This is a genomic window from Streptococcus equinus, from assembly GCF_900101445.1.
GTDB classification, from domain to species: domain Bacteria; phylum Bacillota; class Bacilli; order Lactobacillales; family Streptococcaceae; genus Streptococcus; species Streptococcus equinus_B.
On record NZ_FNKE01000001.1, the window covers coordinates 931,079 to 950,296 of the forward strand.

Annotated in this window: 16 protein-coding genes, 1 pseudogene and 1 riboswitch; of the genes and pseudogenes, 4 read left to right on the plus strand and 13 right to left on the minus strand. The window is 39.5% G+C overall.

Translation table 11 applies throughout. From position 1 onward, the window contains the following. Positions 1-6: 6 nt before the first annotated feature. From BLR83_RS04660 to BLR83_RS04685, 6 genes are all read right to left on the minus strand, one after another. Positions 7-1,404, minus strand: a complete 1,398-nt coding sequence (locus BLR83_RS04660) for a C69 family dipeptidase (protein WP_074560646.1) — start codon at positions 1,402-1,404, stop codon at positions 7-9. 23 nt (positions 1,405-1,427) lie between these two features. Continuing rightward, complete coding sequence (gene whiA, locus BLR83_RS04665) at positions 1,428-2,339, minus strand: DNA-binding protein WhiA (protein WP_074560647.1); 912 nt, start codon at positions 2,337-2,339, stop codon at positions 1,428-1,430. Further along, the gene (locus tag BLR83_RS04670) at positions 2,336-3,313 is read right to left on the minus strand and encodes a YvcK family protein (protein ID WP_074560648.1); all 978 of its coding nucleotides are present in this window, start codon (positions 3,311-3,313) and stop codon (positions 2,336-2,338) included. The genes whiA and BLR83_RS04670 overlap by 4 nt, the downstream gene beginning before the upstream one ends. Then, on the minus strand, positions 3,310-4,200 hold the full coding sequence (gene rapZ, locus BLR83_RS04675; protein ID WP_039696569.1) for an RNase adapter RapZ: 891 nt from the start codon (positions 4,198-4,200) through the stop codon (positions 3,310-3,312). The genes BLR83_RS04670 and rapZ overlap by 4 nt, the downstream gene beginning before the upstream one ends. Then, positions 4,193-4,963 carry a DUF1003 domain-containing protein gene (locus BLR83_RS04680; RefSeq protein ID WP_074560649.1) on the minus strand — a complete coding sequence of 257 codons (771 nt, stop codon included), beginning with the start codon at positions 4,961-4,963 and terminating at the stop codon, positions 4,193-4,195. The genes rapZ and BLR83_RS04680 overlap by 8 nt, the downstream gene beginning before the upstream one ends. A 72-nt stretch (positions 4,964-5,035) precedes the next feature. Beyond that, a complete protein-coding gene (locus tag BLR83_RS04685; protein ID WP_039696567.1) occupies positions 5,036-5,647 on the minus strand; it encodes a TetR/AcrR family transcriptional regulator in 612 nt (203 codons plus the stop codon). Between the two features lie 296 nt (positions 5,648-5,943). Between BLR83_RS04685 and BLR83_RS10100 the strand changes: the two genes are divergently transcribed. Both BLR83_RS10100 and BLR83_RS10105 read left to right on the plus strand, forming a co-directional pair. Then, positions 5,944-7,725, plus strand: coding sequence for an acyl-CoA dehydratase activase (locus BLR83_RS10100; protein ID WP_074561103.1), 1,782 nt, complete (start codon positions 5,944-5,946; stop codon positions 7,723-7,725). Positions 7,726-7,773: 48 nt separating this feature from the next. Next, positions 7,774-10,314, plus strand: a pseudogene (locus tag BLR83_RS10105) (acyl-CoA dehydratase activase-related protein); the annotation flags it as partial. A 77-nt stretch (positions 10,315-10,391) separates the two neighbouring features. Here BLR83_RS10105 and BLR83_RS04700 read toward each other — a convergent pair. After that, positions 10,392-10,772, minus strand: a complete 381-nt coding sequence (locus BLR83_RS04700) for a RidA family protein (protein WP_006532694.1) — start codon at positions 10,770-10,772, stop codon at positions 10,392-10,394. Between the two features lie 156 nt (positions 10,773-10,928). Continuing rightward, a riboswitch (PreQ1 riboswitch) is annotated at positions 10,929-10,972 on the plus strand. A 110-nt stretch (positions 10,973-11,082) separates the two neighbouring features. Here BLR83_RS04700 and BLR83_RS04705 point away from each other — a divergent pair. Together BLR83_RS04705 and BLR83_RS04710 are read left to right on the plus strand one after the other, a co-directional pair. Next, positions 11,083-12,066, plus strand: a complete 984-nt coding sequence (locus tag BLR83_RS04705) for a nucleoside hydrolase (protein ID WP_074560651.1) — start codon at positions 11,083-11,085, stop codon at positions 12,064-12,066. Between the two features lie 3 nt (positions 12,067-12,069). Beyond that, positions 12,070-12,627, plus strand: a complete 558-nt coding sequence (locus BLR83_RS04710) for an ECF transporter S component (protein ID WP_074560652.1) — start codon at positions 12,070-12,072, stop codon at positions 12,625-12,627. A 36-nt stretch (positions 12,628-12,663) separates the two neighbouring features. Here the strand turns inward: BLR83_RS04710 and BLR83_RS04715 are convergent, their stop codons facing one another. The 6 genes from BLR83_RS04715 to BLR83_RS04740 form a co-directional block, all read right to left on the minus strand. Further along, positions 12,664-12,948, minus strand: a complete 285-nt coding sequence (locus BLR83_RS04715) for a hypothetical protein (RefSeq protein ID WP_074560653.1) — start codon at positions 12,946-12,948, stop codon at positions 12,664-12,666. A gap of 246 nt (positions 12,949-13,194) precedes the next feature. After that, positions 13,195-14,541, minus strand: coding sequence for an asparagine--tRNA ligase (gene asnS / locus BLR83_RS04720; protein ID WP_039696562.1), 1,347 nt, complete (start codon positions 14,539-14,541; stop codon positions 13,195-13,197). An 18-nt stretch (positions 14,542-14,559) separates the two neighbouring features. Continuing rightward, entirely contained in the window at positions 14,560-15,003 is a 444-nt protein-coding gene (locus BLR83_RS04725; RefSeq protein ID WP_074560654.1) for a protease inhibitor I42 family protein, read from the minus strand. Position 15,004: 1 nt separating this feature from the next. After that, entirely contained in the window at positions 15,005-16,186 is a 1,182-nt protein-coding gene (locus tag BLR83_RS04730; RefSeq protein ID WP_074560655.1) for a pyridoxal phosphate-dependent aminotransferase, read from the minus strand. Then, on the minus strand, positions 16,183-16,653 hold the full coding sequence (locus BLR83_RS04735; protein ID WP_074560656.1) for a cell wall elongation regulator TseB-like domain-containing protein: 471 nt from the start codon (positions 16,651-16,653) through the stop codon (positions 16,183-16,185). The genes BLR83_RS04730 and BLR83_RS04735 overlap by 4 nt, the downstream gene beginning before the upstream one ends. A 30-nt stretch (positions 16,654-16,683) precedes the next feature. Further along, positions 16,684-19,167: a bifunctional DnaQ family exonuclease/ATP-dependent helicase gene (locus BLR83_RS04740; protein WP_074560657.1), complete on the minus strand. Its 2,484-nt coding sequence runs from the start codon at positions 19,165-19,167 to the stop codon at positions 16,684-16,686. Between the last annotated feature and the right edge of the window lie 51 nt (positions 19,168-19,218).

Genomic DNA, 19,218 nt, shown 5'->3' on the forward strand with positions numbered 1-19,218 from the left:
TTACTATTAGTCACTTACTGAGAAGCGATTTGTCATGAGGTTACTTGCATCAAAGAGGATTTTATTCAACAGTTTTTGAGTTTCTTCTTGGATGTAATCACTCATCGCTTGATTTTCAGCATCAAAATCAACGCTTTCGCCGTTAGCTAAAGCGGCATCAACACGTTTGATACGGGCATGTCCTGCTGCCATTGTTTTTTCCACGTATGCTTCAATATCACCTTCGTGTTGGTGGAAGTGTGGATCGGCAATAGCTGCAATCAAACGATTTGCCCAGTAGAATGAATCTGTTGAGACATTTTCGCCAGTATTTGCAAAATAAGCTGGTGTTGTTGAAATTTGAGTAAAGAATGGCACCATTGTTCCAAATGGCATTGAACCGTATGCCAACCATTGGATACCTGTTGTGTCGTGTGGTTGGTCAGGTCGCAATTGAAGAATAGCTGTTTGACTTGTGCGGTTGATACCAATTGTACGGAATGTACGTTGTGTCACAGCATTTCCTTCTGGACCATATGGGTCAAATTCAGTGTCTTGATAGTGGTTGCTCAAAACGTATTTGACATCTTCGACAGTGACTTTACGATAAGGTTTTTGAGCCCATGGAATAAAGAAACTGCGTGGGTCTTGCTCGATTTCTGGATTCAAGAAACGTTGCATTGCCCAAGCACGTGGTGTGTTGTAGTGGCGGTCTTTATCACGTTGGCTACCAAAAGCATAGCGTGGATTGAAGTGTTCGTTTGAATATGTCAAATCCAAGTTATTATCTTCGATGAATTCACGCAAGTCACTTGAGTACATGTAATCATCAGGATTGTTAAATTCAAAATGGTCAATACCAAGTTGGTTTGGATTTGTGACGTAACAATCATCTGGCACACGACGAGCAATCCAGTGGTGGCCACCGACAGTTTCTAACCACCAAATTTCATCAACGTCTGAAATAGCCACACCATTTGATTCGTATGTTCCGTATTCTTCTAGGATAGCACCAAGGCGTTCTACCCCTTCACGCGCTGTGCGAACATATGGAAGCACCAATGTTAGCATATCTTCTTCACCAATCCCAGATTCAACGAGCGGGTCAGCACCCAAGACACGCGCATTTGTCGTGATGGTTTCTGTCTCACTCATGGCAACATTTGCTTCGTTAATACCAGCTTCTCCCCAGATACCATCTTTACGCAAAGCATCTGGCACTGATGTGTAACGCATTGGATTATCTGGCAAATCAATCTCAAATGAAGACAAGACTGATTTGTAATGACGTGGTTGGTCTTCTGGGTTAACCACGATAAATTGTTTCGGTGTGAAGTCACCACTTTGTGAATCTTCAGTTCGAGCAATGATGGTTGAACCATCATATGACGCTTTTTTACCGACTAAAATAGTTGTACATGCCATAATATGCTTCTCCTTAACTTTTTCTATAATTCATTTGCAATTTTATTGATTTTACGCAATCGATGATTGACACCGCTCTTGGTCAAAGTTCCTTCCAAATGGTCTGCGATTTGTTGAATCGAGTAATCAGGATTTTCTACACGAATCTTAGCCACTTGTTGCAATTCAATTGGTAAAGTCTCAAGTCCAACGGTATCCATGATTTTAATGATGTTATTGATGGTCTTCATGCTGGCTGTCACGGTTTTTGCAATATTAGCTGTTTCCGCATTGTTGGCACGGTTGACGTCATTACGCGTCTCACGCATGATCTTAACTTCTTCAAAGCTTTCTTTACATTCCATCGCTCCGATGACAATCAAGAAATCCATGATATCTTCAGCCTTTTGAAGATAAGTCACTGCACCATTTTTGTGTTCAATAACCTTGGCATCAAGGATAAATTTTCGCATCAAGTTTGCCAAATCTTCGGCGTGGTCTTGATAAACGGAAAAGATTTCTAGCTGGTATTTTCCTGATTCTGGATCACGAATAGTTCCCGTAGCCAGAAAAGCACCACGCAGATAAGCACGTCCCTTGTCATCATCTTCTAGGATGCTTGGGGTAATCCCCATTTCAATCCCGAAGAAAGAATCAGCCAGCTGCAAATCGTTCAAAATCTCTCTGACATTTGCAGCGACAAAAACGGTGTAAACACGATTTTTTCGCAAATTAGTCTTTTGATGATACTTGATTTCAGGCTGAACCTGATAAATCGTTTCAATCAGTTCATAGATATGGCGGGCTACCTTGGCATTTTCTGTTGTGATTGACAAGGTCAGTCCAGCACCTGTTAAGCCGAGGCTTCCTGACATTTTGATAATAGCTGATAATTCACTCTTATCAAATCGCGATAAATTCAACAATTCTTCTTTAACTTTTACTGTAAAACTCATCGCTTCTTCACCCTCACAAGGTTCATTAATTCTTCAACGACATAGTCGCCATTGTGAAAAGCTCCGCCATTTTCCAAACGAAGAAAATCAGATGAAATCACTCGTTTGACTTGCTTACGAAGCCCTGCAAAATCATGCTCAACTTGAACCAAATACTCATCAAATTTATTGTGGTCCATGTAATCTTGCGGCACTTTTTGAATGTTGACGAGAACCGTATCAATAACGTCTTTGCCAAGATGACGGTTGAGCACTTCGACGTGGTCAGCATCTGTGAAATGTTCGGTTTCACCATATTGCGTCATGATGTTACAAACGTAAGCAACCTCAGCTTTGGTATCAATAAGTGCCTGCTTGATTTCAGGAATAACCAAGTTTGGCAAAATCGAAGTAAACAAAGAACCCGGTCCAAGGACAATCATGTCACTATCCATGATTGCATCAACTACTTTTCGACTGGCAGTCGGTTCGTCGTCATTGTAAGTATTGGTCACATAAACATGGTCAATCATTCCTTGATAACCAGCGATATGACTCTCACCAGCGACTTCATAGCCATCTTTAAAGACAGCATGCAAGGTCAATGGGTTTTCACTTGCTGGGTAAATTTTCCCTGTAACGTGAAAAAATTTTGTCAAAATCTGCATAGCGCTGTAAGTAGAACCTTCCATTTCAGCGATTCCTGAAATGATAAGATTTCCAAGAGGGTGGCCAGCAAGCGGACCGTCTCCTTGCGCAAAGCGATATTGAAAGACTTTTTCGTAAAACTTAGGCATATCACTCATAGCCACGAGGACATTCCTAAGGTCTCCTGGTGGTGTCAATTGCATAACCGAACGCAGGGCTCCTGAACTGCCTCCATCATCAGCAACCGTTACGATGGCTGTAATATCGACCTCTTCGTGTCTCAAACTATTTAAAATGACGGGAATCCCTGTTCCTCCACCGATAACGGTAATTTTAGGTTTTCTCATGAACGGTTCACAGTCTCCTTGCGACGATTTTTATCGCGGTGGGTTTCATTAACCACCCAATCCGCTTTTAACTCTTCAGCTAAGCGATGAGCAAAGGCAACACTTCGGTGTTGACCACCTGTACACCCAATAGCAATGGTCAATACAGATTTTCCTTCTTTTTTGTAGCCTGGCAAAATAGGTTTAATGAGGCCAATCAAATGTTGGTAGAAATCTTCTGATTCCTCATGATTCATGACATAATCATAAACATCTTTTTCAAGACCTGTTTGATTGCGAAGTTCTGGTTTGTAGTATGGATTTGGCAAGAAACGTACGTCAAATACCAAGTCTGCATCGAGTGGTAGGCCATATTTGAAACCAAAACTCATGACTTCAATACGAAATGAAGCTTGATTTTCATCGCTTGAAAATTGTTCAGAAATTGTCTTACGCAATTGACGTGGGGTTAATTCTGTTGTATCAACCACATTTTGGCTCAAGTTTTTCAAAGGCGCAAGCAATTCACGTTCTAACTTGATTCCGTCTAAAATACGTCCATCAGCTGCTAATGGGTGACTACGACGTGTTTCTTTATAACGGGCTACCAATTCGCCATCAGTTGCATCCAAGAAAAGAATCTTGAAGTCAATTTTTGGATTTGAATCAATTTTATCTAAAACAGAAGTAATTTCGTTGAAGAAGAGGCGACTACGCATGTCCACCACAAGAGCAACACGATTATTGTCACTTGTTTTTTCAACTAATTCAATAAATTTTGGCACCAAAGTTGGTGGCATGTTATCGATGGTAAAATACCCTAAATCTTCAAAGGATTGAATGGCAACTGTCTTACCAGCACCGCTCATCCCAGTTACAATAACTAAGTTAATCTCTTTATCAGACATTTTCTTCGCTCCTTCTCATTTTTTCAATTTGCCCCACTAAACGTGCCTGTTCTTCCTGCATACTCACTAGTTGTTTTGTCAAAGAAGCTAACATTTCCGTTTGTAATTTCTGAATTTCTAGTAAATCCGACTGGTCTTGCTGAACCAAGTGATCCAATTTTGTATGTAACAATCGAATCCCTTCTTCTGATACCTTGTTAACATTGTAATCATTTTTGGCTTGCAAGCGATCATAATCTGAAGCACGGTTCTGACTCATCATAATCAAAGGGGCTTGAATCGCTGCCAGCGTTGACAAAGCAAGGTTTAGCAAGATGAAGGGATATTTGTCAAATACAATGCCAAAAGGCTTCACAACATTTAAAGCCATCCAAACTCCCATAAAGCAGATAAAAGTGATAATGAACGTCCATGACCCGCCAAAACGAGCTACATCATCCGCAATTTTTTGTCCAAAAGTGATTTTTCTGTCCAATTGGTCTTGGACATCTAAAGCCGTATACCCTTGGTGCTTAGTCGCATCGTAGACAGCTTCACGGACATAATCATTTTTACGATTGGCTTTATCAATAATCTCCTCTAAAAAAAGAAGACGATAATAAGTCAGATTCTTATGGCTAATAAAGGCACCCTCAGCAAGATTGGGATGCTGCTTTTTGATAATCTCTTGTAATCTAATATCCAGAGAATCGATGATAACTCCCTCTTCAATTGGATAATCGTGATGATCAATGCTATCTTTCATTAGCTGTTTTTGGCTCATAAGATCCTTCTTTCTGTCTGTTCCATTATACCAGAAATAAAACAAAAAAGCTGACTTCTCAGCTCTTTTCTACTAATCTTCTCGGTCGATGATGACGCCCATAACAGTAAGATGACCATTACTAACCAAGGTCAAAACCAAGCGGGCTAGTTCTTTTGCTGGCATTGAAAAATTTGACTTAATCCACCAAAGTAAAGTCCCTGAAAAAATACTGGTCAGATAGGCCACGATAAATTCTGTTGGCACTTGTTCTCCAGATTCAGTGACGTTTAGTTTTGCAAGCAAATGGTCATATTTTTCATGTACCAAACTTCCAAATTCTTCTTGCATGACTTCCTGAGAAATGCTTTTTAGAACTATTTTAGCAATCGCAGCATTTTTTTCTAATCCATGATAAAACTCCGTTAAAAGTTTCTCAGCTCGTTTAACTTTTACACGTTCACCGTTTGTAATCTGTGCTGCATCAATCATGTCAGACATTTGCTCTAGAACTTGTTGTTGAATACCTTTTTGAAGGTCATCTTTATCAGCATAGTGCGCATAAAAAGTGGCACGATTAATCATGGCCTCATCAGCAATATCTTGCACTGTAATTTTCTCATAAGGTTTTTCGCTGAGAAGTTTGGCAAAGGCATCAAAAATCAATTTTTCTGTTCTCAAATAACGAATATCAGTAAGTTTCATGAGCTATTCCTCCGAGATAAACAACAGATTGTCGGGAATGTGTTGCTTAAACAACACAAGTTAAAAAATTAGCGATTGCAATTGACAATGAGTGTTTTATAATACTATTATAACAAACACTCTGTTGAATAAGCAACATTCTGTTGTGACATTAACAGCGTGTGAGATAAGTAAGAAAGGATTGAAATAGTGTTAAAGAACTGTCGACGTAACTACATTATTCGTTGCTAGATAATGAGTCATTTTTAGGAATGATATTTATCTACTACCTTCTAACACTTTTAGGTTTTTTATTAATGTATAAAGCAGGTATAGATGTCGGATCGACCACTGTTAAAGTTGTCATTTTCGACGATAATTATCAGTTACTCTTTTCACGTTATGAGCGTCACTTTTCTGACGTCAAAACAGCAACTATTAAGGTTTTAAATGAAGCCATTTCTGAAATTGGCGACCAAACTGTCAGTATTGCCATTACTGGTTCTGGGGGTATGGGCTTAGCTGATGTGGCTGAAATTCCTTTCGTCCAAGAAGTTATTGCTGCGACTACTACCGTTGAAAAATTCATTCCACAAACTGATGTGGTGATTGAACTTGGTGGTGAAGATGCCAAAATGACCTTCTTTGGTGATACTCTTGAACAACGCATGAACGGAACATGTGCCGGTGGTACGGGAGCTTTCATCGACCAAATGGCTGGACTGTTAAAAACAGATGCCAACGGGGTCAATGAACTTGCCAAAGGTTACGAAACCATTTACCCAATTGCCAGTCGTTGTGGGGTATTTGCTAAAACTGACGTCCAACCCTTAATTAATGAAGGGGCCAGAAAAGAAGACATTGCAGCTTCGATTTTCCAAGCTGTTGTCAATCAAACTATTGCTGGATTAGCTTCTGGGCGTAAAATCACTGGAAACATCGCCTTTCTTGGTGGACCGCTCTTTTTTATGAGTGAACTTCGTAAGCGTTTCATTGAAACCCTTGATATCAAACCAGAACATGTAATTTTCCCTGAAAATCCACAACTTTTTGTTGCTATGGGAGCTGCTCTTGATGAGAATCAAACCCAAATCAACTTATCTGGAATCATTCATAATTTAGAAAATAATACTTCAAAATCCTTAGTTCCTAAAAATACTCTTGATGTTCTTTTCAAAGACCAAGCTGAACTTGATGCTTGGCGTGCCCGTCATGATGAAGCAAGCGTTGAATACAAAGATATCGCAACTGCTTCTGGGCCTCTTTTCCTTGGTATCGATGCAGGTTCAACCACTTCAAAAGTTGTCCTCACAGATCCTAAAGGAGCTATTTTATTCCAACACTACGGCAATAACCAAGGGCAACCTCTTGAAAATGTCATTGCCATCCTAAAAGAACTTTACCACCAATTGCCTGAAGATGCTTTCATTGCTCGTTCTTGCGTGACTGGATATGGTGAAAATTTGATTAAAGCTGCTCTTCACGTTGACTACGGTGAAGTTGAAACTGTTGCTCACTTTAAAGCAGCTAACTACTTCAACCCAGGAGTTGATTTTATCCTTGATATTGGTGGTCAAGATATGAAAGCCATGAGTGTTCGCGATGGCGCTTTATCGAGTATCCAGTTAAACGAAGCTTGCTCTTCAGGTTGTGGCTCATTTATTGAAACCTTTGCCAAATCTCTTAAATACGATGTCAAAGATTTTGCCAAAGTCGCTCTTCTTGCAAAACACCCTGTCGACCTTGGGTCACGCTGCACAGTCTTTATGAACTCTAAGGTAAAACAAGTTCAAAAAGAAGGGGCTACGGTTGCTGATATTTCAGCAGGGCTTTCATACTCTGTCATCAAAAACGCCCTTTACAAAGTTATCAAATTAAAACGTCCCGAAGATTTGGGTGAAAAAATCGTCGTTCAAGGTGGAACTTTCTATAATGAAGCCGTTCTTCGTGCCTTTGAACTCGTCAGCGAACGCGAAGTCGTTCGACCAAGCATTGCTGGACTTATGGGAGCTTATGGCTGCGCTATTATCGCTAAAGAAAAATACGAAGATGAATTAGCCAACCAAGAAGTTGCTCTTGAAGTCAGCGCGGCACAGTAAAGGAGGGATTGCATGACTGAAACATCACTTACAGCCAATCGCACAAAATCAAGCTTGATGGGACTTGAAGAACTTGATCACTTTACCACTCAAAAAGAATTTACCCGTTGCGGTATGTGTGAAAATAACTGCGCATTGACCGTTACCATCTTTAACGACGGTTCAAAATTCGTTACTGGTAACCGCTGCGAACGCGGTGCTGAAAAAGTAACTAAAATCAAATTTGACCGCAGCAACCAAAAAGAAAATCTGGTTGATTACAAATATAAAAAACTCTTTAAATTTAAAGCACTGTCAAAACGAGACGCTGTCCACGGTGTTGTTGGGGTTCCACGTGTCCTTAACATGTACGAAAATTACCCACTTTGGCACACTGTTCTTACTGACTTGAAGTTCCGTGTTCAAATTTCACCAAAATCAGACAAACGATTATTTGAAAAGGGAATCGAGACCATCCCAAGTGATACAGTTTGTTACCCTGCCAAAATGGTGCACGGTCACATTCAAAGTCTAATCGACCGTAAAGTTGATGCCATTTTCTATCCAAGTGTCATTTACGAACAAATTGAAAATAGTAAAGCACCAAACCACTACAACTGTCCAATCGTCCAAAGTTACCCAGAAGTCATCGAAAAAAACATGGACCCTATCCGAAACGGTGAGGTCAAATACTTCCATCCATTTGTTAACTTGGCTGACCATGAATCTGTTGTCAAATCACTTGTCAAAAGCTTTGCAGACTATGATGACATTACAGAAGCAGATATTCGCGAGGCAGTTGAACATGGTTACCAAGTCTTAGCTGACTTCAAGAAAGATTTACAAGATAAGGCAGATGAGCTCCTTAGCAAGCTAGCCCTCAACAATGAAAAAGCGATTGTGCTTTCTGGTCGTCCATATCACCTTGACCCAGAAATCAATCACGGGATTGCTAACATCATCACCCAAGAAGGTTTCCACGTTTTAACAGAAGATATGGTAGCTGGACTTGAAGAAGTTTCAGGTTTGCGCGTGGTTAACCAATGGGTTTATCACTCACGTCTTTATGCTGCTGCTAAAGTCGTTTCTAAAAATCCTAACCTTGAATTAGTCCAATTAAATAGCTTTGGTTGTGGACTTGATGCTGTCACAACTGACCAAGTTGAAGAAATCATGCGAGCTCACAACAAGCTTTACACTGTTCTAAAAATCGACGAAGGAAGCAACCTTGGTGCCATCCGTATTCGTCTTCGTTCTCTTAAAGCTGCCGTTGAAGAACGTGACAAGAAAGCTAAAAAAGCTAATCTCAGTCACATTTTCAACCAAGCTCCACAATTTACCAGCCAAGCTGATGAAGAAAGCAAAGAACCTGTCTTTACAAAAGATATGAAGAAGAAACACACCCTTCTTATGCCAATGCTTTCACCTATTCACCAAAATGGTCTGATTGAAGAAGCCTTCAAACAAGCTGGCTACAACGTTGTGATTCTCCCAGCCATGGACAGAAAAGCCGTTGATGTCGGTCTAAAATTTGTTCATAACGATGCTTGCTACCCCGCTATTATCACTATCGGACAATTGCTCGAAGCACTTCAAAGTGGAAAATACGACCTCAACAATACCAGCGTCATGATGACTCAAACTGGTGGAGGTTGCCGTGCAACCAACTACATTCCGCTCTTGCGAAAAGCCTTAAAAGACGCTGGCTATCCTCAAATTCCTGTGGTTTCTGTCTCTATGGGTAATCAAGGTACCGAAGAAACACCTGGTTGGAACTTAACCTTACCATTTGTTAAACGCCTGCTTATCAGCGTGCTCTATGGTGACCTTTTTGAACGAGTGCTTTACCGCGTTCGTCCTTATGAAGCTGTTCCAGGTTCTGCCAATGCCTTATACGAGAAATGGCTTGAAGTCGCTCGTAAGAATGTCAAATCAGGCTCTTACTTCGAATTCAACCATAACATGAAACGCATTATCAAAGACTTCGATAATCTTGAAACCATCGACTTTGGTCAAAAACCACGCGTTGGTGTAGTCGGAGAAATCCTTGTCAAATACGCTCCAACAGCCAACAACGACATTGTCGCTATCATTGAAAACGAAGGTGGCGAAGCCGTTGTTCCAGACTTGATTGGCTTTATGAACTACTCACTCTTCAACCAAATTTGGAAAGCTGACGAGCTCAACATGAGCCAAAAATCAAAACGCCTAGCAAAACTTGGTATCGATGCCATCAACCTTCTTGAAAAACCAATGAACAAAGCTCTTGAAAAATCTGAGCGTTTCGATGGAATCGAGTCAATCTATGACATCGCTAAAGGTGCTGAAAAAGTCGTTTCAATCGGTAACCACACTGGTGAAGGTTGGTTCTTAACTGGTGAAATGATTGAATTACTAAATAACGGTGTTAAAAATATCGTTTGTCTTCAACCATTTGGTTGCCTTCCAAACCACATCGTCGGAAAAGGGATGTTAAAAGAACTCCGCCGACAATTCAAAGGTGCCAATATCTCACCAATCGATTACGACCCAGGTTCATCAGAAGTTAACCAATTAAACCGTATTCGCTTGATGATGACAACCGCCAAAAAAATGCAAAAAGCAAATTAATCAATCTAACACAATAGAAAAAAGTTCGCCGAGAGAGTAGCGAACTTTTTTCGTGTCAAATAATATTAAGAGAACATCTAGTCGAGATAAGCGATGACTTCAATTTCTACCTTGACGTCTTTTGGCAAACGAGCAACTTCAACAGCAGAGCGCGCTGGGAAATCAGCTTTAAAAGCCGTAGCGTAAACTTCATTAAATGGAACAAAGTCATCCATGTCGCTTAAGAAACATGTTGTTTTAACCACATGGTCAAAATCAGTACCTGCTTCTGCTAAAATCGCAGAAATATTTTTAAGGACTTGTTTGGTTTGTTCTTGAATGCTTGTCCCAATAACTTCACCAGTTTCAGGTGACAAAGGAACTTGACCTGAAGCAAAAAGGAAGTTACCAACAACTTTTCCTTGAACGTAAGGACCAATTGCTGCTGGCGCTTTGTCCGTGTGAATTGTTTTCGCCATAAATTTTCACCTTCTCTCAAATAGATTAGGATTATTATAACAAAATATTCTGAAAATTGAAACATATTAATAAATAAAAATGCATTTATTTTCAAATATTTACAAAAAAGCAAATTGTTTATATAATAGAAGGCGTGCATAATCAAAAGTACTACTTTTGGACTGGTTCGAAAACTCCCAGAATAAAAAACTAGCTATCTACAAATTGAGAACTGCTCCTTGTTGAGCGTCTTTTTTGAGTGGCTTTGTTTTTTAGAAAACAAGGTCATTTTTTATTTTCTATAAACATTTTTTAAGAAAGGAGGAAACGATGACTAAGCAAAAAATTATTATTGACTGTGATCCTGGTATCGACGATACACTAGCGCTACTTTATGCCCTTAAACATCCAAATTTAGAAGTGGTTGCCATCACCATCGTCGCAGGGAATTGTCCAACAGACCTAGGTGTAAAAAATGCTTTTACAAGCTTGGAACTGCTTGATCGACTAGATGTTCCTGTCTACCAAGGAGCTGCTACTCCGCTAACACGCGATTACGTTTCTGCCCAAGATACTCATGGTATGGATGGTCTTGGCGAAAATGATTTCCAACTCAAACACACTCCTCATGTTCAAGAAAAATCAGCAGAGCAATTCTTAGCCGATTACTTTAAAGACCCTAAAGATACTTCTATCATTGCCCTTGGTCCTTTAACTAATATCGCAAAAGCTCTTGAACTAAATCCTAAGCTCGGCGAAAACTGTCACCGTTTTGTCAGCATGGGAGGAAATTTCAAATCACACGGCAATTGTTCACCTGTTGCTGAATACAACTACTGGTGCGACCCTCATGCTGCACAAATCACTTTTGAGCGCTTAGGTCGTAAAGTCGAAATGGTCGGGCTTGACGTCACTCGCCACATTGTCTTAACACCAAATCATTTAGAATATATGAGTCGTATTAACGCTGAAATGACAGCATTCATCACAAAGATTACCCGTTTTTACTTTGATTTTCACTGGGAATACGAACATATCATTGGCTGTGTGATTAATGACCCTCTCGCATTGGCCTACTTTGTCAACAGCGAGGTCTGCTCTGGTTTTGATGCTTACACTGATGTTGTTACTGACGGCATCGCTATTGGGCAAACAGTCGTCGATCAATACGATTTTTACCACAAACCTAAGAACAGCACTATTTTGACTCAGGTTAACCCAAGCCTATTCTGGGAAGATTTTCTAACCGTACTTTTAGATGCACAAAAAGACATCATTCAAGATGATCTCAAAAATCTAAAGTTAGAAAGTTAAATCATGAAAAATTCATCAATTCGTATCATTTCTTTTATGGCAATTGCCATTGCTATTAACTATATTGGCGCAAATATCGCTTTATTCTTACGCCTGCCAATTTACCTTGATATGATTGGAACATTGTTAGTCGCTGTGGTCTTTGGACCATGGCTTGGTGCTGGTGCTGCTATTGTCAGCGCATTAATCAGCTGGATGACTACTGATATCTTTGCTATTTACTTTGCACCAGTAGCTATCGTAGCTGCCTTTATCACAGGTTTCCTAGTCAAAGAAACTTGCAAATCAAAAGACTTAATCTGGAAAAGCTTACTTGTCTCACTTCCTGGAACAGTTGTTTCATCAAGTATCACAGTCATTCTTTTCCATGGTATCACTTCAAGTGGTTCTGGTATCTTGGCACAAATTCTTCACGGCTTAGGCATTGACATGACAGCGAGCTTAGTCTTGGTTCAAGCCATTACTGATTACGCTGACCGTCTTATTAGCCTTGCTTTGGTGCTTGCTATCATCAAATCACTTAAAACTTTTGCACCAAACCTTATGACTGCTAAAAACTAAAACAAAAATCCCAACCAATTAGGCTGGGATTTTAACTTATGTCAAGGTCTGGCAAGTAATCGAAGCAACTGCCTCGTGCTTTCCTAAATCTGAAAAGTGTTCCTGCAAAGCTCGGATAAAAAAAGTTTTACTGAAGAAAGTATCACTTGCTAAGCTTTTAAAGCTATCTGAAAGAGCTTCTTGCCAGATTTGTAAATCATGCTCAACTAAACCTACTTGTCGTTTAATCTGTTCTAGAAGCGGGTGTGACACCCTTTTTAGGTCTAGTGCAATACAAAATGTCTTATCAAAAAAGGTAATTTTCGCGATATAAGTTATCATGTTAATCACCTCTCAGAGATATTCTAGCAAACATTTCTTAAATAAACTTAAAAAGCCTGAACTCAAAAGTTCAGGCTCTAATAATCTTTATTTATTAAGGTTTAATACCACTCCTTAGTCAAATCTCGCTTCACTTCGCTCCGCTGATTTGACACGCTAAGTCCTATTGGAACTTAGCTAAAGGACTGACTAGCTTTAAGAATGAAAAAGTTTCATTTTCATTCTTAAAGCGTCGCGGTCAACTTTCTAAGGTTTAATACGGTGTAGCATACGTGGGAATGGAATAGCTTCACGAATGTGTTTAGTTCCAGCTACGAATGTTACCATACGTTCGATACCGATACCGAATCCAGCGTGTGGTACTGAACCGTATTTACGAAGGTCAAGGTAGAATTCATATTCTGATTTATCCATACCAAGAGCATCCATCTTAGCAACAAGTGTGTCATAGTCATCTTCACGGACTGAACCACCGATGATTTCTCCGTATCCTTCTGGTGCAAGAAGGTCAGCACACAAGACGCGTTCTGGGTTACCAGGAACTGGTTTCATGTAGAAGGCTTTGAAGCTTGCTGGGTAGTTGATAACGAATGTTGGAACACCAAAGTAGTTTGAAATCCATGTTTCGTGTGGTGAACCAAAGTCATCACCGTGTTCTAGGTGTTCGTAATCAGCATCTTCATCATTTTCGTGTTCTTGAAGAAGGTCGATAGCATCATCGTAAGAAACACGTTTGAATGGTTCTGCAATGTATTTTTTAAGCAAATCAACATCACGTTCCAAGATTTCAAGTGCTTGAGGAGCACGGTCAAGAACACCTTGGATAAGTGCTTTAACGTAAGCTTCTTGAAGATCAAGAGATTCTTCGTGTGATAGGAATGAATATTCAGCATCCATCATCCAGAACTCAGTCAAGTGACGACGAGTTTTTGATTTTTCAGCACGGAATACAGGACCAAAGTCAAAGACACGACCAAGTGCCATAGCACCAGCTTCAAGATACAATTGACCTGATTGGCTCAAGTAAGCAGGTGTACCAAAGTAGTCAGTTTCAAACAATTCTGTTGAATCTTCAGCAGCGTTTCCTGACAAGATTGGGCTATCAAACTTGATGAAACCATTTTTATCAAAGAAATCATATGTAGCGTAGATGATAGCGTTACGGATTTGCATGATAGCCATTTGTTTACGTGAACGCAACCACAAGTGACGGTGATCCATCAAGAAATCAGTACCGTGTTCTTTTGGAGTGATTGGGTAATCTTCTGAATGACCAACGATTTTAAGGTCAGTCACATCAAGTTCGTAACCAAATTTTGAACGTGAATCTTCTTTTACGATACCAGTGATAAGGATAGAAGTTTCTTGGCTAAGGTGTTTGATTGTGTTGAATTTTTCAGTTCCTTCTTCTTCACCGTATTTTTCGATAAAGTTTGGTTTGAAAGCAACTGCTTGGAAGAATGCTGTCCCGTCACGAAGTTGTAAGAAAGCAATTTTTCCTTTTCCTGATTTGTTAGCTACCCAAGCCCCGATTGTGACTTCTTCGCCAACATGATCTTTAACATCAATAATTGATACGTAATCTTTAGACATAATTCCTCTTTTCAAATATTACTCTGACACTTTTGTCAGTTTAATCTTATTAACTTTAGTTTTTGAACTACTGATAGTTACGCGGTAAGCCATTTCTTGCTTACCACCTTTCCAATCTTGGCAATACTTTAAATTGAATTGCATCTGACCAGCTTTTTTGACTTTTCCAGTAACTCGAGTGTAGCCACCAGACCCGACTCGATTGTCTTTACTAGGATAAGCTTGATAAACAATATCATCTAAGGTGCAATTTTCCTTATCCACATCACTGGCAGTCCAAGTATAACCAGTCGTGCTATTGCTAGCCAAATCAATCTCAAAGCGCATGCCTTTAGACGTAACTGAATACTCCCCCAGTTTGGTTAATTCTGGAGAAGTTGGTTTAAAATGAATCCCTAATCCAACTGCAACGATTCCTGAAAAAGCAACTAATGCAATAATAAGTTTTCGTTTTTTGGACATCTTATTTTTCCATGAATGCTTTCAAACGTCTTACAGCTTCTTTCAAAGTATCCAAATCAGTCGCATAGCTCAAACGAACGTTCTCAGGAGCACCGAACCCAGCACCAGTAACAAGGGCTACTTCTGCCTCCTCAAGAATAGCTGTTGTAAAGGTAGTCACATCAGTGTAACCTTTCATTTCCATCGCTTTTTTCACGTTAGGGAAAAGATAGAAAGCACCTTGTGGTTTAATGACTTCAAATCCAGGAACTTCACAAAGCAATGGGTAAATAGTATTTAGACGTTCTTCGAAGGCTTGGCGCATAACTTCGATAGAGTCTTGTGAACCAGTAAGAGCTTCAATCGCTGCATATTGTGAAACTGCCGTTAAGTTTGAAGTGGTTTGGCTGATAACTTTTGCCATACCTGAGATAATCTCTTCATTACCAACTGCAAAACCAACACGCCAACCAGTCATAGCATAAGTTTTTGAAGTACCATTTACAACAACTGTTTGATTTCGGATAGCTTCAGAAATTGATGAAATTGGTGTAAACTCATTTCCATTATATACCAAACGACCGTAAATATCGTCTGCCAAGATTAAGATGTCGTGTTCAACAGCCCAATTACCAATTGCTTCTAATTCTTCACGGCTGTAAATCATACCAGTCGGATTAGATGGTGAATTCAATAAAAGAACTTTTGTTTTATCTGTACGAGCAGCTTCAAGTTGTTCTACAGTAGCTTTGAAGTCATTTGCTTCAGTTGTCGCAACTGTTACAGGAACACCATCAACCATTTTAACTTGATCGACATAAGACACCCAACATGGTGTTGGGATAATAACTTCATCGCCTGGATTAAGAACAGTTGTAAAGAAAGTGTAGAGAATGAATTTTGCACCTGTTGCAACAACTACTTGATTACGGTTAACAGAATAACCGTAGAAATTTTCCATGTAATTGTTGATTGCATCCTTCAATTCTGGAAGTCCAGAAGCAACAGTGTAGAAACTTGCTTTACCATTTTGAATAGCTTCAATTGCTGCATCTTGGATATTCTTAGGAGTTACAAAATCAGGTTCTCCCAATGTTAGTGATAAAATATCACGTCCTTGCGCTTTCAAGGCTTTGGCACGCGCACTCGCTGCTAAAGTCACACTTTCTTCCATGTTCAACACGCGATTTGATAAGTTTGTCATATGCCCTCCTTCTTCACGAGCTCACTTGTTTCAAAATTCACAAGATAATAACCATCAGTAGCTGTGACTTCCCAAATTGGGGTCTTGCCATCAATTCCGTAAACAACTTTTGAAATTCCTGTCGCACCATTAGCTGCAGCAACTTGCTCAGCTTGCTTACGACTAATTCCATCGTTGACAGAATAGACAAACACCTTACCATTGTCTTCGCCAACAGCAACAATCTTCTGATCACCTGAAGCTGTCGTTCCAAAAACACTATAATAAGTCTTAGAACCATTATAAAGGTCAACAGAAGACGTTTGAACCAAATCAGCTTTTTCAATGGCTACTTGGGTCGCCAATTTTTCTGCTCTTCGTTTTGGCTGAATCGCTAAATCCAAAACAGTCGCAGCAGAAAGCAAGAGAACTAATAAAATCAAGCTAAAACCAAGTAAATACTGTTTTACTGGTGTTAATTTTTTCATTTACTTCTCCCTTTTTGTTTATCTCTTTTATTATAGCAGAAAATTCTTTATTTCAGTGAGACTCTTTGAAAATTTTTGATGAGAAATGTAAAATTCTTCAGATAAAGCATCACTGATAATTTTTCCGTACGATTTTGTCAAAATTCGTGGATCAAGCAAAAGCACCGCCGAACGTTGATTTTCACGTCGCATGGTTCTTCCAATCGCTTGTTTTAGTTTTAAAATAGCCAATGGTAAAGAATAATCATTGAACGGTGATTTAGCTTGCGCTAGCAAATGATTACTGATTTTCTGAACAAATAAATCCTTAGGATTTTCAAACGGCAAGCGTGTAATAACCTCAATCATTTTATCTGACTGCACAAAGTCAACACCTTCCCAGAAAGCTCCTGTCCCAAGCAAGATATGACTTTCTCCGCGTTCAAAACGACGTTTGACATTATAGGCTGTCCCGTTTTTCTCTTGTGTCAAATGATGAAGGTCCATCTCATCTAAAAGCTCTGAAACATCAAACATGGCTTTTTTAGAATTAAAGAGCACCAACATCTGTTCATCCAATTGCCTAATCTGATAAATTCTCTCAGCAATAGCCTTAGCATAAGCTTCATCAGAAATCTCAGCTACATTTGGCATCTCTTCATCAATCCAAATGCGTTGCGACGTTTGCTTGTCTCGCTCAATGCTCATGTAATGATACTGCTCAAAACCAAGCAAACCTGCAAGACTAACTTGCGGACTAATGTGCAATGTCGCAGAAACCATGTAAGTCTTGCGTGTTTCTGGCAAGAATTCTTGGAAATTCAAGAGTTCATCACTACTTGCATTTAAGTAAGTCTGACGTTTTTCATTTTCAAAACTTGTCTCAAACCAAAAATCTGTGAACGGCTGTGCAAATAGGGCTAACAAATCTTCCAAGCACAGATAACGCCACTCGGGATTAAGAGCAAGTAACTCTTTAGCAGCTTGTTCCAGTCGATGCGCATCCTCTGTCGTCACGTAAGTTTCTTGATTTTGGTAAAAACGTGTGGCAAGATGGCTCAATTGGAAAGAAAGACTTTCAATCAAACGTTTTTCAAGCGTTGGCAGGGTAGCATCCAAATGCTTTTCAAGTTTTTGAACCAACTGCGTTACATTAACACGACGTCGTGAAAATTGTTCTAGATTCAAAATCAATTTTTGCGCTTCGTCAAATACCAAAATCTTCTTAGCCGCAAACGCCTTATCATCTTGAACACGTTCTAAGAAATACGCATGATTAATAATCAAAAGCTTACTGTGCTTAGCATTTTCGTAAGTACGATTCCAAAAATCAACATCCTTGTACAGCGATTTTTCGCTTAAATTACCATCGTGTTTAATCTGTTCAAAATAAGCTTCAAAACGCTGCTTTTGTCTGATTTCATCCAAATCTCCCGTTAGAGTTTCTGTTAACCAGACAAGCAATTGCATCTTATAACGATTAACTAAGCGATTGTCCCCTTCTCGGTGCAAGGTTTCCGCAAAAGAATCCAACTTAATATAGTTGCCAGGTCCTTTGATGGATTGGCAAGAAATGTGAAAGACCTCTTGAATCTTTTTAGCTTCATTAGCCATGATTTGGTCTTGCAAAATCTTTGTTGGCACCGAAACAATAATTTGCTCATCTTGTGCTAACTGCAAAAGTGGCAAAAGATAACCATAAGTCTTTCCTAGACCAGCCTGAGCTTCTAAGAATGAGATTTTTGAACTTTGAAAATCATCTTTAACCATTTGAGCAAAGCGACTCTGCTTCTCACGCGCATCCAAGCCTAGAAGTGCCATATTTAACTCAAAATCATCAGACAACTTACGCTCACTGCCAATTGCTTTTGCACGTCGTAAAATCAAGCCACCAACTTCTTGGTAATCTTTTTTTGACATGACTTTCGCCTTTTTAAAGCTCTCCTCAACCAACATTCCCGTTTCAAATAAGAGATTATCTGAGAATGGCAAAAGCTGCTCTAGCAATTCTTTGGGCAGACTTTCCATTTTTTCTTTTAGTTTTAACAATAACTGAGCAGTCGCATAAGCATCAGAAATAGCCGTGTGCGCATCTGTCAAATCTAGTTGTAAAACATCTGCTAGGTGACCTAGCGTATATTTTTCAAGGGTCGGATAGAAAACTTGTGATAACTCTACCGTATCAACAAGCGGCGTACGTAATTCGTACCCTTCTAAGAATAATTTTTCTGCTAAAAGATTGGCATCAAATTTCACATTGTGAGCCACAAAAACACAGTCCGAAATCAAGTGATAAATCTCTTGAGCAACTTGTGAAAAATCTGGCGCTTTTGCCAATTGCTCATCTGTTATCCCTGTTAAATGAATAATGTGTTCAGTCAAAGCCTCGTGCGGATTAACATCCGTTTGATAGGTCTTCACAATCTGATTATTTTCAATAATGACAATGCCAACCTGAATAATTTCTGCCATTGCGTGGGCACCCGTTGCCTCCAAATCCACAACAGCATATTTTTGAGAATTAACTTGCATCATAACATTTAAATTATACCATTTTTAGGACACACATTCACCTAATCCAAAAAA

Coding starts and splice junctions, on each gene's coding strand:
- BLR83_RS04660 (WP_074560646.1), bottom strand. CDS start 1,404: ATGGCATGTACAACTATTTTAGTCGGTAAAAAAGCGTCATATGATGGT.
- whiA (WP_074560647.1), bottom strand. CDS start 2,339: ATGAGTTTTACAGTAAAAGTTAAAGAAGAATTGTTGAATTTATCGCGA.
- BLR83_RS04670 (WP_074560648.1), bottom strand. CDS start 3,313: ATGAGAAAACCTAAAATTACCGTTATCGGTGGAGGAACAGGGATTCCC.
- rapZ (WP_039696569.1), bottom strand. CDS start 4,200: ATGTCTGATAAAGAGATTAACTTAGTTATTGTAACTGGGATGAGCGGT.
- BLR83_RS04680 (WP_074560649.1), bottom strand. CDS start 4,963: ATGAGCCAAAAACAGCTAATGAAAGATAGCATTGATCATCACGATTAT.
- BLR83_RS04685 (WP_039696567.1), bottom strand. CDS start 5,647: ATGAAACTTACTGATATTCGTTATTTGAGAACAGAAAAATTGATTTTT.
- BLR83_RS10100 (WP_074561103.1), top strand. CDS start 5,944: ATGTATAAAGCAGGTATAGATGTCGGATCGACCACTGTTAAAGTTGTC.
- BLR83_RS04700 (WP_006532694.1), bottom strand. CDS start 10,772: ATGGCGAAAACAATTCACACGGACAAAGCGCCAGCAGCAATTGGTCCT.
- BLR83_RS04705 (WP_074560651.1), top strand. CDS start 11,083: ATGACTAAGCAAAAAATTATTATTGACTGTGATCCTGGTATCGACGAT.
- BLR83_RS04710 (WP_074560652.1), top strand. CDS start 12,070: ATGAAAAATTCATCAATTCGTATCATTTCTTTTATGGCAATTGCCATT.
- BLR83_RS04715 (WP_074560653.1), bottom strand. CDS start 12,948: ATGATAACTTATATCGCGAAAATTACCTTTTTTGATAAGACATTTTGT.
- asnS (WP_039696562.1), bottom strand. CDS start 14,541: ATGTCTAAAGATTACGTATCAATTATTGATGTTAAAGATCATGTTGGC.
- BLR83_RS04725 (WP_074560654.1), bottom strand. CDS start 15,003: ATGTCCAAAAAACGAAAACTTATTATTGCATTAGTTGCTTTTTCAGGA.
- BLR83_RS04730 (WP_074560655.1), bottom strand. CDS start 16,186: ATGACAAACTTATCAAATCGCGTGTTGAACATGGAAGAAAGTGTGACT.
- BLR83_RS04735 (WP_074560656.1), bottom strand. CDS start 16,653: ATGAAAAAATTAACACCAGTAAAACAGTATTTACTTGGTTTTAGCTTG.
- BLR83_RS04740 (WP_074560657.1), bottom strand. CDS start 19,167: ATGATGCAAGTTAATTCTCAAAAATATGCTGTTGTGGATTTGGAGGCA.